Annotated in this window: 13 protein-coding genes; 12 read left to right on the forward strand and 1 reads right to left on the reverse strand. The window is 60.9% G+C overall.

Translation table 11 applies throughout. From position 1 onward, the window contains the following. Positions 1–32 precede the first annotated feature (32 nt). Positions 33–923, reverse strand: a complete 891-nt coding sequence (locus CKW32_RS17810) for a LysR family transcriptional regulator (RefSeq protein WP_032888291.1) — start codon at positions 921–923, stop codon at positions 33–35. A 139-nt stretch (positions 924–1,062) separates the two neighbouring features. On the opposite strand from CKW32_RS17810, the gene leuC reads away from it, so the two are divergent. The 12 genes from leuC to CKW32_RS17870 all read left to right on the forward strand — a co-directional run bounded on the left by leuC (position 1,063) and on the right by CKW32_RS17870 (position 15,191). Further along, positions 1,063–2,481, forward strand: coding sequence for a 3-isopropylmalate dehydratase large subunit (gene leuC, locus CKW32_RS17815; protein ID WP_053128838.1), 1,419 nt, complete (start codon positions 1,063–1,065; stop codon positions 2,479–2,481). 10 nt (positions 2,482–2,491) lie between these two features. After that, on the forward strand, positions 2,492–3,136 hold the full coding sequence (gene leuD, locus CKW32_RS17820) for a 3-isopropylmalate dehydratase small subunit (protein ID WP_095185553.1): 645 nt from the start codon (positions 2,492–2,494) through the stop codon (positions 3,134–3,136). A 129-nt stretch (positions 3,137–3,265) separates the two neighbouring features. After that, positions 3,266–4,030 carry a class I SAM-dependent methyltransferase gene (locus CKW32_RS17825; RefSeq protein ID WP_095185554.1) on the forward strand — a complete coding sequence of 255 codons (765 nt, stop codon included), beginning with the start codon at positions 3,266–3,268 and terminating at the stop codon, positions 4,028–4,030. Positions 4,031–4,082: 52 nt separating this feature from the next. Then, a complete protein-coding gene (leuB, locus tag CKW32_RS17830) occupies positions 4,083–5,165 on the forward strand; it encodes a 3-isopropylmalate dehydrogenase (protein ID WP_017530190.1) in 1,083 nt (360 codons plus the stop codon). Positions 5,166–5,229: 64 nt separating this feature from the next. Beyond that, positions 5,230–6,342, forward strand: a complete 1,113-nt coding sequence (gene asd, locus CKW32_RS17835; RefSeq protein WP_032888280.1) for an aspartate-semialdehyde dehydrogenase — start codon at positions 5,230–5,232, stop codon at positions 6,340–6,342. 248 nt (positions 6,343–6,590) lie between these two features. Then, the gene (locus CKW32_RS17840) at positions 6,591–7,601 is read left to right on the forward strand and encodes an aspartate-semialdehyde dehydrogenase (RefSeq protein ID WP_095185555.1); all 1,011 of its coding nucleotides are present in this window, start codon (positions 6,591–6,593) and stop codon (positions 7,599–7,601) included. 162 nt (positions 7,602–7,763) lie between these two features. Beyond that, positions 7,764–10,349: a FimV/HubP family polar landmark protein gene (locus tag CKW32_RS17845; RefSeq protein WP_095185556.1), complete on the forward strand. Its 2,586-nt coding sequence runs from the start codon at positions 7,764–7,766 to the stop codon at positions 10,347–10,349. Positions 10,350–10,579: 230 nt separating this feature from the next. After that, positions 10,580–11,404, forward strand: a complete 825-nt coding sequence (gene truA, locus CKW32_RS17850) for a tRNA pseudouridine(38-40) synthase TruA (protein WP_053128844.1) — start codon at positions 10,580–10,582, stop codon at positions 11,402–11,404. Between the two features lie 63 nt (positions 11,405–11,467). Beyond that, complete coding sequence (locus CKW32_RS17855; RefSeq protein WP_095185557.1) at positions 11,468–12,088, forward strand: phosphoribosylanthranilate isomerase; 621 nt, start codon at positions 11,468–11,470, stop codon at positions 12,086–12,088. A gap of 244 nt (positions 12,089–12,332) precedes the next feature. Further along, positions 12,333–13,253, forward strand: a complete 921-nt coding sequence (accD, locus tag CKW32_RS17860) for an acetyl-CoA carboxylase, carboxyltransferase subunit beta (protein ID WP_032888267.1) — start codon at positions 12,333–12,335, stop codon at positions 13,251–13,253. Next, on the forward strand, positions 13,250–14,557 hold the full coding sequence (gene folC, locus CKW32_RS17865; protein ID WP_095185558.1) for a bifunctional tetrahydrofolate synthase/dihydrofolate synthase: 1,308 nt from the start codon (positions 13,250–13,252) through the stop codon (positions 14,555–14,557). The genes accD and folC overlap by 4 nt, the downstream gene beginning before the upstream one ends. Next, complete coding sequence (locus tag CKW32_RS17870; protein ID WP_095185559.1) at positions 14,541–15,191, forward strand: SPOR domain-containing protein; 651 nt, start codon at positions 14,541–14,543, stop codon at positions 15,189–15,191. The genes folC and CKW32_RS17870 overlap by 17 nt, the downstream gene beginning before the upstream one ends. The last annotated feature ends 71 nt before the right edge of the window (positions 15,192–15,262 follow it).

Raw genomic sequence — 15,262 nt, forward strand, 5'->3', positions numbered from 1 at the left:
CGGTTTTACTCAGAACCCGAGGCCGCACAGTGTCATGCCGGTATCCCTGGCAAATCCATCTGTGCGTCCAATAGGCTCATGAAAGCCCGCGCAGCATTCGACAGCGTCCTTTCGGTGTGCACGATATAGCCTAGCTGGCGACTGAGTTGTATGCCTGGCAAAGCGATACTTGCCACCTGATCATCGAGCATGGTGCGCGGCAACACGCTCCAGGCCAGGCCGATAGACACCATCATTTTGATAGTTTCCAAGTAGTTAGTACTCATCGCGATGTTCGGGGTAAGGCCTTGGGCCTCGAACAACCGGCTGACAATATGGTGGGTAAACGTGTTGCCGCCAGGGAAAACCGCCGGATGGCCGGCAATATCAGCCAGGCTGATGGAGCCGTTGCTGATCAGGCTGTGCTCCGGCGCCACCACAAAGTCCAGCGGGTCGTCCCACACTGGCGTGGCGCGCACCAAGTTGTGGGGATCGGGCGCCAGGGTGATCACTGCCACTTCAGCGCGGCCATGGAGGATTTCTTCGTAGGCCACTTCAGAATCGAGAAATTGAATATCCAGCGCCACGTTCGGGTATTCCCGTGTAAAGGTTCGCAGGATAGGCGGCAGGCGATGCAGGCCTATATGGTGGCTGGTGGCTAATGTGAGCCGCCCGCTGACCTCGCCGGTAAGGTTGGTGAGGGCGCGGCGGGTGTCGTCCAGCACATTGAGAATCTGGTAAGCGCGCGGCAGCAAGGCGCGTCCGGCCTCGGTCAGGCCGACTTCACGGCCCAGGCGATCAAACAGTCGCACCTTCAATTGCTGTTCCAGGCCGGCGATACGTTTGCTGATGGCCGGTTGGGTCAAGTGCAGGCGTTCTCCAGCGCCGGAGAAGCTGCCGATCTCGGCGATGGCGATAAAGGCATTGAGGTTGGCCAAGTCCATTGTGGTATTCCAGTTGGTAATCCAAAGCATAAAAAATATGAATTTGAGTTATTTAATGTAGCGCCATACCATCAGCCTCACAAGCCAAAGGGTTATTGAAAAGCCCGGCGAATGAAATACCGCTGATGAGGACCGACTGATGGCCGGCAAAACGCTTTACGACAAGCTTTGGGATTCCCATGAAGTGAAACGGCGCGATGATGGGTCGTCGCTGATCTATATCGACCGTCACATCATCCATGAAGTGACCTCGCCACAAGCGTTCGAAGGCCTGCGACTGGCCGGGCGCAAGCCTTGGCGCGTCGACTCGATCATCGCCACCCCGGACCACAACGTACCGACCACCCCGGAGCGCAAGGGCGGCATCGACGCCATCGTCGACACTGTGTCGCGGTTGCAGGTGCAGACCCTCGATGATTACTGCGATGAATATGGCATCACCGAATTCAAGATGAATGATGTGCGTCAAGGCATCGTCCATGTGATCGGCCCGGAGCAGGGCGCCACCTTGCCAGGCATGACCGTGGTTTGCGGTGACTCCCACACGTCGACCCACGGTGCCTTCGGCGCCCTGGCTCACGGTATCGGCACCTCGGAGGTCGAACACGTGTTCGCCACCCAGTGCCTGGTTGCCAAGAAAATGAAGAACATGCTGGTGCGCGTCGAAGGCAAGTTGCCGTTTGGCGTCACCGCCAAGGACATCGTCCTCGCTGTGATCGGCAAGATCGGCACCGCTGGCGGTAACGGCCATGCCATCGAATTCGCCGGCAGCGCCATTCGCGACCTCTCCATCGAAGGCCGCATGACCATCTGCAACATGTCCATCGAAGCCGGTGCCCGCGTGGGCATGGTGGCGGCGGATGAAAAGACCGTCGAATACGTCAAGGGTCGTCCTTTCGCACCGGCTGGTGCCGATTGGGATGCCGCCGTCGAAGCCTGGAAAGACCTGGTCTCCGACGCTGATGCGGTGTTCGATACCGTGGTCGAACTCGACGCTGCCCAGATCAAGCCGCAAGTCAGCTGGGGTACTTCGCCGGAAATGGTCCTGGCCGTCGACCAGAACGTGCCGGACCCGGCTCAGGAAGCCGACCTGGTCAAGCGCGGTTCCATCGAGCGCGCCTTGAAGTACATGGGCTTGAAGGCCAACCAGGCAATCACCGACATCCAGTTGGATCGCGTGTTTATAGGTTCCTGCACCAACTCGCGGATCGAAGACCTGCGCGCTGCGGCGGTGATCGCCAAGGGGCGCAAGGTCGCCTCGACCATCAAGCAGGCCATCGTGGTTCCGGGCTCAGGCTTGGTTAAAGCCCAGGCTGAAGCCGAAGGCCTGGACAAGATCTTCCTCGAAGCCGGTTTTGAATGGCGTGAGCCGGGCTGCTCGATGTGCCTGGCGATGAACCCGGACCGCCTGGAGTCGGGCGAGCATTGCGCGTCGACCTCCAACCGTAACTTCGAAGGGCGTCAGGGCGCCGGTGGCCGTACCCACCTGGTGAGCCCGGCCATGGCCGCCGCCGCTGCCGTCAACGGTCGTTTCATCGACGTTCGCGAATTGATCTGAGGAATACCCGATGAGAGCTTTTACCCAACACACAGGTCTTGTCGCGCCGTTGGACCGTGCCAACGTGGACACCGACCAGATCATCCCCAAGCAGTTTTTGAAGTCGATCAAGCGCACCGGTTTCGGCCCTAACCTGTTCGACGAGTGGCGCTACCTGGACGTGGGCTACGCCTACCAGGACAACTCCAAGCGCCCGCTGAACAAGGACTTCGTGCTTAACGCCGAACGCTACCAAGGCGCCAGCGTGTTGCTGGCCCGGGAAAACTTCGGGTGCGGTTCCAGCCGCGAGCACGCGCCGTGGGCCCTGGAAGAATATGGCTTTCGCAGCATCATCGCGCCGAGCTATGCCGACATCTTCTTCAACAACAGCTTCAAGAACGGCCTGTTGCCGATCATCTTGACTGACGAAGAAGTCGACGAGCTGTTCAAGCAAGTGGAAGCCGATGTTGGCTACCAGTTGACCGTCGACCTCGCTGCGCAAACCGTGACCCGTCCGGATGGCAAGATTTACCACTTTGAGGTGGACGCCTTCCGTAAACACTGCCTGATCAACGGCCTGGACGATATCGGCCTGACCTTGCAGGACGGTGATGCGATTGCGGCGTTTGAAGCCAAGCACCGGGCGAGCCAGCCTTGGCTGTTTCGCGACGCCTAAATTGATATAGGCAGGACCGGCCTCATCGGGGGCAAGCCCCCTCCCACATTTGGAATGCGTTCCCCTGTGGGAGGGGGCTTGCCCCCGATAGGGCCGGTACTAGCAACGCAACCCTTGAAGGATGCCACCATGACCAACACCGCCCACACCCAAGTCGTGCAAAAACAATTCGGCGAACAGGCGTCTGCCTACCTGAGCAGTGCCGTGCACGCCCAGGGCACAGAATTCGCGCTGCTGCAGGCAGAACTGGCCGGGCAGGGCAGTGCGCGACTGCTGGATCTCGGTTGCGGTGCCGGTCATGTGAGCTTCAATGTGGCGCCGCTGGTCAAGGAAGTGGTGGCCTATGACCTGTCCCAGCAGATGCTTGATGTGGTGGCTGCCGCTGCGCAAGATCGCGGCTTCACCAATATCAGCACCGTAAATGGCGCCGCCGAGCGCCTGCCGTTCGCCGATGGCGAGTTCGACTTCGTGTTCAGCCGCTACTCGGCCCACCACTGGAGCGACCTTGGCCTGGCCCTGCGTGAAGTGCGCCGCGTGCTCAAGCCGGGCGGCGTGGCGGCCTTTGTTGACGTGTTGTCACCGGGTAGTCCGCTGTTGGACACTTACCTGCAGACCGTCGAGGTGCTGCGCGACACCAGTCACGTGCGCGATTACTCCGCCGCCGAGTGGATGCGTCAGCTCAGCGAAGCCGGTTTGCATGTACGCAACAGCCGCCGCCAGCGCCTGCGCCTGGAATACACCTCGTGGGTCGAACGTATGCGTACACCGCAAGTGCTGCGCGCCGCGATCCTGGAGTTGCAGCAGGCGATGGGCCAGGAAGTGCGCGATTACTACGAGATTCAAGCCGACGGCACCTTCAGCACCGATGTGCTCGTGGTATGGGCCGAACGCTGATTAATTTTCCCGACCTGCCCACGGGCAGGTCGCTCGATGAAATGAGGAACCCATGAGCAAGCAGATTCTGATTCTCCCTGGCGACGGTATTGGTCCGGAAATCATGGCCGAAGCGGTCAAAGTCCTGGAACTCGCCAACAGCAAGTACAGCCTGGGGTTCGAGCTGAGCCACGACGTGATCGGCGGCGCCGCCATCGACAAACACGGCGTGCCACTGGCCGATGAAACCCTGGACCGCGCCCGTGCTGCCGATGCTGTGCTGCTCGGCGCCGTGGGTGGTCCGAAGTGGGACAAAATCGAACGTGACATCCGCCCTGAGCGCGGCCTGCTGAAGATCCGCGCGCAACTGGGCCTGTTCGGCAATCTGCGTCCGGCGATCCTCTACCCGCAACTGGCCGACGCGTCGAGCCTCAAGCCGGAAGTGGTGGCTGGTCTCGATATTCTGATCGTGCGTGAGTTGACCGGCGGCATCTACTTCGGCTCGCCACGCGGCGTGCGCGAACTGGAAAATGGCGAGCGCCAGGCCTACGACACCCTGCCGTATAGCGAGAGCGAAATCCGCCGTATCGCCCGTGTCGGTTTCGACATGGCCCGCGTGCGCGGCAAGAAAGTCTGCTCGGTGGATAAGGCCAACGTACTGGCGTCCAGCCAACTGTGGCGCGAAATCGTCGAGGAAGTGGCCAAGGACTACCCGGATGTCGAACTGAGCCACATGTACGTGGACAACGCCGCCATGCAACTGGTGCGCGCGCCGAAGCAATTCGACGTGATCGTCACCGACAACCTGTTCGGCGACATCCTGTCCGACCAGGCGTCGATGCTCACCGGCTCTATCGGCATGCTGCCTTCGGCGTCGCTGGACACCAACAACAAGGGCATGTACGAGCCTTGCCACGGTTCGGCGCCGGACATTGCGGGCCAGGGCATTGCCAACCCGCTGGCGACCATTTTGTCGGTCTCGATGATGCTGCGTTACAGCTTCAACCTGAGCGATGCGGCGGACGCGATCGAGAAGGCCGTGAGCCTGGTGCTGGATCAGGGTTTGCGCACCGGTGACATCTGGTCGCAGGGTTGCACCAAAGTCGGTACGCAAGAAATGGGCGACGCAGTAGTCGCCGCGCTGCGGAATCTGTAATCTCTCGGGCCCGCTTGCAGTTGTTGCTGCAAGACGGCCCACTTTTTAACAAGGTGTAGTTGCGATGAAACGTGTAGGTCTGATCGGTTGGCGCGGTATGGTCGGTTCCGTGCTCATGCAGCGGATGCTGGAAGAGCAGGATTTCGATCTTATTGAGCCGGTGTTTTTCACCACCTCGAACGTGGGTGGCCAAGGGCCGTCCGTGGGCAAGGATATTGCCCCGCTCAAGGATGCCTACAGCATTGACGAGTTGAAGACGCTCGACGTGATCGTGACCTGCCAGGGTGGCGACTACACCAGCGAAGTCTTCCCGAAACTGCGCGAAGCGGGCTGGCAGGGTTACTGGATCGACGCCGCGTCGAGCCTGCGTATGCAGGACGATGCCGTGATCATCCTCGACCCGGTCAACCGCAAGGTCATCGACCAGCAACTGGATGCCGGCACCAAGAACTACGTCGGTGGCAACTGCACCGTCAGCCTGATGCTGATGGGCCTGGGTGGCCTGTTCGAAGCGGGTCTGGTCGAGTGGATGAGCGCCATGACCTATCAGGCGGCCTCCGGTGCCGGCGCGCAGAACATGCGTGAGCTGATCAAGCAGATGGGCGCCACCCACGCGGCCGTCGCCGATCAACTGGCCGACCCGGCCAGTGCAATCCTCGACATTGACCGTCGTGTGGCCGAAGCCATGCGCAGCGATGCCTACCCGACCGAGAACTTCGGCGTGCCATTGGCCGGTAGCTTGATCCCATGGATCGACAAAGAGCTGCCGAACGGCCAGAGCCGCGAAGAGTGGAAGGCCCAGGCCGAAACCAACAAGATTCTCGGCCGTTTCAAGAGCCCGATCCCGGTTGACGGCATCTGCGTGCGCATCGGCGCCATGCGCTGCCACAGCCAGGCGCTGACCATCAAGCTGAACAAAGACGTGCCGATCGCCGATATCGAAGGGTTGATCAGCCAGCACAACCCGTGGGTCAAGCTGGTGCCGAACAACCGCGACATTAGCATGCAGGAGCTGAGCCCGACCAAGGTCACCGGCACCCTGAATGTACCGGTGGGCCGTCTGCGCAAGCTGAACATGGGCAGTCAGTTCCTCGGCGCGTTTACCGTCGGCGACCAACTGCTGTGGGGCGCGGCTGAGCCGTTGCGCCGCATGCTGCGGATTTTGCTGGAGCGTTGATCGCTTGAAGCAATAATAGAAACCCGCGTTCTGGTGACAGGCGCGGGTTTTTTATTGTTCTTTCGGAGGCTTTCGGGGGCAAGCCGCCTCCCACATTCGACCGAATTCCAACGTTGAAATGCTGTTCATCGTGGGCGGTGGCTTGCCTCGATAGCGCCGTCAGCCATGGCCCCACCCCCAGGTTAATTGCCTCACCTCCAGCCACCCGGTAAAGTGCCGCTCCCCCCGCAATGCCCGAGGCAGCCCCCATGACCCAGACCTTTGAAATTGCCGTGATCGGCGCCACCGGCACTGTTGGCGAAGCCCTGGTGCAGATTCTCGAAGAGTTGGCATTCCCGGTCGGCACCCTGTACTTGTTGGCCGGCAATAATTCCGCCGGTGCGTCGGTACCGTTTCGCGGCAAGAACGTGCGGGTCAGGGAAGTTGATGAATTCGATTTCAGCAAGGTGCAACTGGCGTTCTTTGCCGCCGGTCCAGCCGTCACCCTGAGCTTCGCCCCACTTGCCACTGCGGCGGGTTGTTCGGTGATCGACCTGTCCGGTGCATTGCCCGCCGAACAGGCGCCACAGGTCGTGCCAGAGGCCAATGCCCACGTCCTGAAGGGCTTGAAAAAACCTTTCCAGCTCGGCAGCCCGAGCCCGTCCGCGACCAACCTGGCGGTATTGCTGGCGCCGTTGCGTGGGCTGCTGGATATCCAGCGCGTCAGCGTCACGGCTAACCTGGCGGTGTCTGCTCAAGGACGTGAAGCCGTCAGCGAACTGGCCCGTCAGACCGCCGAGCTGCTAAACGTACGCCCGCTGGAGCCGAAATTCTTCGACCGGCAAATGGCCTTCAACCTGTTGGCACAAGTCGGCACGCCAGATGCCCTAGGTCATACAGCCCTTGAGAAGCGTCTCGTACACGAACTGCGTGCTGTGCTTGAATTACCGTCACTAAAGATTTCTGCGACCTGCGTTCAAGCTCCGGTGTTTTTTGGCGATAGCCTGACGGTGTCGTTGCAATTGGCTGCGCCGGTCGACCTTGCTGCCGTCAACCGTGCGCTCGACGCTGCGCCGGGTATAGAACTCGTGGAGGAGGGGGATTACCCAACAGCCGTTGGTGATGCGGTAGGCCAGGACGTGGTCTATGTCGGTAGGGTTCGCGCCGGTGTGGATGACCCGGCGGAACTAAATCTGTGGCTGACGTCAGATAACGTACGCAAAGGCGCTGCACTTAACGCCGTGCAACTGGCGCAGTTGTTGATAAAAGGCCTTGCGTAAAAGATACTTGGCCGCAATTTGTAGATTGATTCTAGCCAGGCGCTATGCTTGGCCCGAAGTGCAACAGAAGCGTGTCGGTAACCTATCGGCTCGCCATGCCTTATGGCAAGCGGTTACCAACCTTCTCGCAGGCCGGGGAGTGTTCAAACAAAGGATGAGGCTATGGTTCAAGTTCGCAAACTGGTGTTAGCAATAGCGGCCGCCTCGGCGCTGTCCTCCGGTATGGCGCAGGCGCTGCAGCTGGGGGAAATGACCCTCAAGTCGAAGTTGAACCAGCCGCTGTCGGTGGAAATCGAATTGCTCGATGTCGGCGGCCTCACCGCGTCCGAGATCACTCCTAGCCTGGCGTCCTCGCAGGCGTTTGTGGATGCCGGCGTCGATCGCCAGGCATTCCTCAATGACCTGACATTTACCCCAGTGATCAACCCCAACGGTCGCAGCGTGGTGCGTGTCACCTCCAGCAAGCCGCTGCCTGACTCCTACGTTCGCTTTCTGCTGCAAGTGCAATGGCCCAATGGTCGTTTGATGCGCGACTACAGCGTATTGCTTGATCCGTCCAAGTTCGACCGGTCGACCCCGGCCGCTGTGGCGCCAGCCCCACGCTTGGGCGCACCTGCCAGCGCCGCGCCTGCCGCAAGCAAACCGGCCCAGCACACCACCACCTCCCGCGACACCCTATGGGAAATCGCCGAGAAACACCGCAATGGCGGTTCGGTGCAGCAAACCATGCTTGCGATTCAGGCGCTTAACCCTGGCGCCTTTATCGACGGCAATATCAACCGCTTGAAAACCGGCCAGGTGCTGCGCCTGCCGGACACTGTCCAAAGCACCGCACTGCCGCAACCCCAGGCGATTGCCGAAGTTCGCGCGCAGAATGATGCCTGGCGCCAGGGGCGTCGCACGGCAGCCAACCAGGCCGCCGGCAAGCAACAACTGGACGCCACCAAGCGTACCCAGGCGGGCAGTGCGCCGTCGACCACCAATGCCCAGGACAACTTGAGCCTGGTTTCGGCCGAGGCGGCCAAGAAGGGCGGCAAGGGCAAGGCGGGCGACAGCCAGGGTCTGAGCGACAAGCTGGCGATGACCCAGGAACAGCTGGATACCACTCGCCGCGATAACGACGAACTCAAGAGCCGCGCAGCTGACCTGCAAAGCCAGCTGGATAAACTGCAAAAACTGATTCAATTGAAGAATGATCAGTTGGCCCGTTTGCAGGCGGAAAAAGGCGACCCGGCGACGCAGGCAACGGCTGCAACGACTGCAGCGGCGATGCCCGCGCAGTTGGCCAGCGAACCGGCAGCCACTCCGGCAACCCCCGCCGAACAGGCGGCAACACCAGCACCAACGCCGGCCGTTCCGGTAGCTGCTCCCGCACCGGAAGCGGCTACACCGGTTGCCGCAGCTGACGCTCCCGAAGGCAAGTTCAATGACCTGCTGACCAACCCGGTTGTCCTCTCTGTGATCGGTGGTGCGGCGGGCCTGGTGGTGTTGTTGCTCCTGCTGCTGTGGCTGCGCCATCGCAATGCCCGTCGCGAAGAGGAAAAACACCTGCGGATGGCGCGTGCATTGGCCGAAGAGCCGCAATTTACCTCTGATATCGAACACGACCTTCCTTCGGATAGTTTCGAGGGGCTTGAAGTCCCGCCGCCGAACGTCAAGCTGTCCGCCGCTCCGGCGCCCGCTCCAGTGGTTGAGCCTGCAGTGGTAGTGCCGACGGTAGCCTCCGTGCTCGCGCCGCTGGCCGTTGCCGTTGCGCCGCAAAACGCCAACGACGCACTGGTGCAAGCCCAGTCCCATATCGATCGTGGTCATCTTAACCAGGCCGCTGATGTGCTCGAACAAGCCATCAAGCACGAGCCCAAGCGCAGTGACCTACGTTTGAAGTTAATGGAGGTCTACGGCCTGCAGAGTGACAAAGACGGTTTCGTGACCCAGGAGCGTCAACTGGTGGCCAATGGTGAAAACCACGCCCAGGTCGAGCAACTGAAGTCGCGCTTTCCGGCGATGGCGGTGTTGGCGGCAGGCGTCAGTGCGGCGGTTGCTGCCGCTGCGCTGGATGCTCAGTACGTCAAGGACTTGCTCGAAGACAAACCGGCAGCACCCAAGCCAGAGGCTTTTGACACCGATTTTGATTTGAGTCTGGATGATCTGGAGGCTGCTTCACCGGCCGAGATCAAGGACGATCAGCAGACATTCGAGTCGCTGCTGCGAGAGCAAACCGCCACTAAGCCGGCCTCGGACGACCTGTCTGACTTTGATTTGGACCTGCAGTTGGATGCGCCGACGTCAGCTCAGTCCGATGATGACTTCCTGTCCGGCCTTGAAGATCAGATGAACGACGTGCCTGCCGTTGAGCCGCCTACGCTGACGCCTGCGGCCGTGGATGACTTCGACCTGCCGGAAGATTTTGATCTGTCACTTGCCGATGAGCCGGACGCAGTCGTCAAGCCTGGCGCGTTTGCATCGGAGCTGGACGATGTCAACGCCGAGCTGGATCGCCTGTCCCAGAGCCTTGAGCATCCACCCATCGAGCCATCTTTCACTGCTGAAGACGCAGCCTTGGGTGATGATGAGCCCGAGTTCGACTTCCTGTCCGGCACTGACGAGGTCGCTACCAAGCTTGACTTGGCCCAGGCCTATATCGACATGGGCGATGCGGACGGCGCTCGGGACATCCTGTCCGAAGTGCTGACCGAGGGCGACGAGTCCCAGCGCGGCGAAGCCAAGGAAATGCTCGGCAAAATCTGAAGGTCGATACCGCTCTGATGTGGGAGGGGGCTTGCTCCCGATAGCAGTGGATCAGCCCAGCAGGTGCTGATTGACACGGCGCTATCGGGAGCAAGCCCCCTCTCGCATGTGGTCTGCGTCAATCTCCAACAAAAGCGCCCGTCACACGGCTGCCGCATTTATAATGGCCGCCTTTGCGCAACTCATCAGGCTCTCAGTTCTTGGCAAATATAGATAACGCGGCCGCCGAAATGGCGGCCGCAGGCTTTTACCGCATCGCCCTGGGCGTGGAATACAAAGGTTCGCGCTATCGCGGCTGGCAGCGCCAGGCCTCTGGCGTGCTGACGGTACAGGAAACCCTGGAAAAGGCCCTGTCCAAGGTCGCCGATTCGCCCGTTTCGCTGATGTGCGCCGGACGTACCGACGCCGGTGTGCACGCCTGTGGCCAAGTGGTCCACTTCGATACTCAGGCCGAGCGCACGATGAAGGCTTGGGTGATGGGCGCCAACATCAATTTGCCCCACGACGTCAGCGTCAGCTGGGCCAAGGTCATGCCAGCGCATTTTCATGCGCGCTTCAAGGCGATTGCGCGGCGTTACCGCTACGTGATCTACAACGACCAGATCCGCCCAGCGCACCTTAACGAAGAAATCACCTGGAACCACCGTCCGCTGGATGCCGAGCGCATGGCCGAGGCCGCGCAGCATCTGGTGGGTGTGCATGATTTCAGCGCCTTCCGTGCCGGCCAGTGCCAGGCCAAGTCGCCGATCAAGGAAGTCCACCACCTGCGTGTGACCCGCCACGGCAAGATGATCGTGCTGGATATACGCGCTGGCGCGTTTCTGCACCATATGGTGCGCAATATCGCCGGTGTGCTGATGACCATCGGTACCGGCGAACGCCCGGTCGAATGGGCCAGGGAAGTGCTGGAGAGCAGGGTTCGCCGTACCGGCGGAGTAACTGCGCATCCATTTGGCCTATATCTGGTGGATGTGGAGTACCGCGACGAGTTCGAACTGCCCCAGCGATTTATCGGGCCGCACTTCCTTACCGGATTCAGCGAACTTGGCGGCTGACGCCCGGAAAAGCTTTTGTTACCATCCGGGACTTTCTCGGTCCAACCCTGAGGTTTCTACGATATGCCCGTCGTTCGCAGCAAGATTTGCGGGATTACCCGCATAGAAGATGCGCTGGCGGCAGTCGAGGCGGGGGCGGACGCCATTGGTTTCGTGTTTTATGCCAGGAGCCCGCGGGCGGTGAATGTGTTGCAGGCGCGGGCGATTATTGCCGCATTGCCACCGTTCGTGACTACCGTGGGTTTGTTCGTCAATGCCAGTCGTTGTGAACTCAATGAAACCCTGGATGCCGTGCAACTGGACATGTTGCAGTTTCATGGCGACGAAACCCCGGACGAATGTGAAAGCTATCAGCGTCCGTATATCAAGGCGCTGCGCGTGAAGTCTGGGGACGATATCGCCAGCGCGTGTGCCGCCTACGGTGGCGCCCGCGGGGTTTTGCTGGATACGTATGTCGAAGGCGTTCCCGGTGGCACCGGCGAAGCGTTCGATTGGTCGCTGATTCCTGAGGGATTAAGCAAGCCCATCATCCTGGCAGGTGGGCTCAATCCCGCGAACGTTGCGGCAGCCATTGAGCAAGTTCGCCCTTACGCCGTGGATGTCAGCGGTGGCGTGGAGCAGGGCAAGGGTCTCAAGGATCACGACAAGATTCGCGCATTTATGCAGGCTGTGCGCGGGATGTGACGGCTGGCAGTCTGCCGCCGTCCATAACTACCACTGTGTAAAACAGCCCGGTGCCGTCTGAGGATGGTCCGGAAATGAAGTGGCAACCCTGCGCTGGCAGGTTGTCTGGAAGGCTGAGGATGCAGGCTGGAAATGGCAGGTCGAACGTCTGACCCCGTCCAGCCGGCGTCATCGCCACATATGAATTTAGCTCAAGGGCATACGCGGGGCTGTGTTCAAGCCACCGGTACTGGAGAAAGAAAGCATGAGCAACTGGTTAGTAGACAAACTGATCCCTTCGATCATGCGTTCCGAGGTGAAAAAAAGCTCGGTTCCTGAAGGTCTGTGGCACAAGTGCCCTTCCTGCGACGCGGTGCTGTACCGTCCTGAGCTGGAAAAGACCCTGGACGTTTGCCCAAAGTGCAACCACCACATGCGTATCGGCGCCCGCGCCCGCATCGACATCTTCCTGGACGCTGACGGCCGTAACGAGCTGGGTGCTGACCTGGAGCCAGTGGATCGCCTGAAGTTTCGCGACGGCAAGAAGTACAAGGACCGCCTGACCGCTGCACAAAAGCAGACCGGTGAGAAGGACGCGCTGATTTCGGTCAGCGGCAAGCTGCTGGGTATGCCGGTGGTGGTCTCGGCGTTCGAGTTCTCCTTCATGGGTGGCTCCATGGGTGCGATCGTCGGCGAGCGCTTCGTGCGCGCCGCCAACTACGCCCTGGAAAACCGTTGCCCGATGATCTGCTTCGCCGCCTCCGGTGGTGCGCGTATGCAGGAAGCCCTGATTTCTCTAATGCAAATGGCCAAGACCTCAGCGGTGCTGGCGCGTCTGCGCGAAGAAGGTATTCCGTTCATCTCCGTGCTGACCGACCCGGTCTACGGTGGTGTTTCTGCCAGCCTGGCGATGCTGGGCGATGTGATCGTCGGCGAGCCAAAAGCCCTGATCGGCTTTGCCGGCCCGCGCGTGATCGAGCAGACCGTTCGCGAGAAATTGCCGGAAGGTTTCCAGCGCAGCGAGTTTTTGCTGGAGCACGGCGCAATCGACTTGATCATCCCGCGTGGTGAACTGCGTCCACGTCTGGGTAACCTGTTGGCGCAAATGATGGGCCTGCCGACACCTGTGTACGTCGCGCCTAAAGTCGAGCCTATCGTCGTACCGCCAGTGCCTGCGAACCTATGACCCAACGTACCCTGGGCGAGTGGCTCGCCTACCTTGAGCAGTTGCATCCGTCCGCCATCGACATGGGCCTGGAGCGCTCGCAACAGGTAGCGGCCCGCCTCGGGTTGGGCCGTCCGGCACCGCGTGTGATCACGGTGACCGGCACCAACGGCAAAGGCTCTACCTGCGCCTTTGTCGCCGCGCTGCTGCAAGCCCAAGGGCTGAAGGTAGGCGTGTACAGCTCACCGCACCTGCTGCGCTACAACGAGCGGGTGCAACTCAATGGCCTTGAGGCCACTGACGAGCAACTCTGCGAAGCCTTCGCCGCACTGGATGCCGGCCGGGGCGAGACTTCCCTGACTTACTTCGAGATGGGCACCCTGGCTGCGTTCTGGTTGTTCGAGCGTGCGCAGTTGGATGTGGTGGTTCTGGAAGTCGGTCTGGGTGGGCGTCTGGACACAGTCAACGTGGTGGATGCCGACCTGGCGCTGGTGACCAGTATTGGTGTTGACCATGCTGACTACCTAGGGGATACCCGCGAGTCGGTGTCTTACGAAAAGGCCGGAATTTTCCGCCAAGGCAAGCCCGCGTTGTGTGGTGATCTGGATCCGCCGCAGCCCTTGCTGGACAAGGTGCGCGAGCTGGATTGCCCGTTCTACCTGCGTGGTCGCGAATTTAATCTTGAAATCGGCGCGCAGCACTGGCAGTGGCAAGGGCGGGATGCCCGTGGCCAAGTTGTAGAGCTGCGCGATCTGCCGCTGCTGAACCTGCCGATGGAAAACGCCGCGCTCGCCTTGCAAGCCTATCTGCTGCTGGATCTGCCTTGGCATGCCGAGCAGATTGCTGCGACTTTGCTGGCAGCCCGAATGGTGGGCCGCTTAGATCGTCGCGCATTCGAGTGGCAGGGCAAACGCCTCAACTTGTTGCTGGATGTAGGTCATAACCCTCATGCGGCCGAGTACCTGGCGCAGCGCCTGGCGCTTACGCCGCCGGTGGGGCGTCGTCTGGCCGTCTTTGGCTTGCTTGCCGATAAGGATCTGGACGGCGTGGTTGCACCGTTGCAGGGCAGTGTTCAGGCGTGGGCGGTGGCGCCGCTGGATACACCGCGCAGCCGTCCGGCCGCAGAGCTTAAAGTTGCGTTGCAGAACCTTGGTGCGCCCGTGACGTCGTATGCAAGCGTGACCGCTGCCCTTGAGGCGCAGTGCGCGTTAGCGACGGCCGAGGACGAGATTCTGTTGTTCGGATCATTTTATTGTGTTGCCGAGGCGCTTGAATGGTTGGCCCGGCGCTCCACGGAGGAAGCTGCACATGGCATTACTGGATAGCGCATACAAGCAGCGAATGGTCGGCGCCCTGGTATTGGTGGCATTGGCGGTGATTTTCCTGCCGATGCTGTTTTCCCGTCAGGACGAACAGCGCCAAGTGGTCGTCGAGGCCCCGGCTGCGCCCGAGGCACCGTCATTGCCGCAGGTGCAGGTTGAGCCGGTTGTGGTCCCTGAGCCCCAGGCCTTGCCTGAGGAAGAGCCTGTGCCGACCGAGGAGGAAATGGCGGCGCCCTCTACGCCGGTGCAGCCGAGCGTGCCGGTGGTCAAGCCCGCTCCGGCTCCAGTCGTAGCCGCCAAGCCTGCCGCACCGGTGCCTGCGCCCAAGCCGGTAGCGCCGCAACCTGCCGCGCCGGGCAAGCCGGACGTGGGTCAGAGCCGTATCGATCCGAACGGCTTGCCGATCAGTTGGTCGATCCAGGTGGCTAGCCTGGGGAATCGCGAAGGTGCCGATGCCTTGCAGAAGAAGCTGCGCAGCCAGGGTTACAACGCCTATATCCGCAGTGCCGATGGCAAGAATCGCGTGTTTATCGGGCCGCTGATCGAGCGTGCCGAGGCCGACCGCCTGCGTGACTTGCTGGATCGCCAGCAAAACCTGAAGGGGTTTGTTACGCGTTTCCAACCTGAGCGCGGCTGAGTTCGTATCGATTTTGGCTTGGAATGCGATCAAATGTGGGAGGGGGCCTGCTCGCGATGGCGGTGTGACAG

The sequence above is a fragment of the Pseudomonas sp. Irchel 3H9 genome (assembly GCF_900187495.1).
Taxonomy (GTDB): Bacteria; Pseudomonadota; Gammaproteobacteria; order Pseudomonadales; family Pseudomonadaceae; genus Aquipseudomonas; species Aquipseudomonas sivasensis.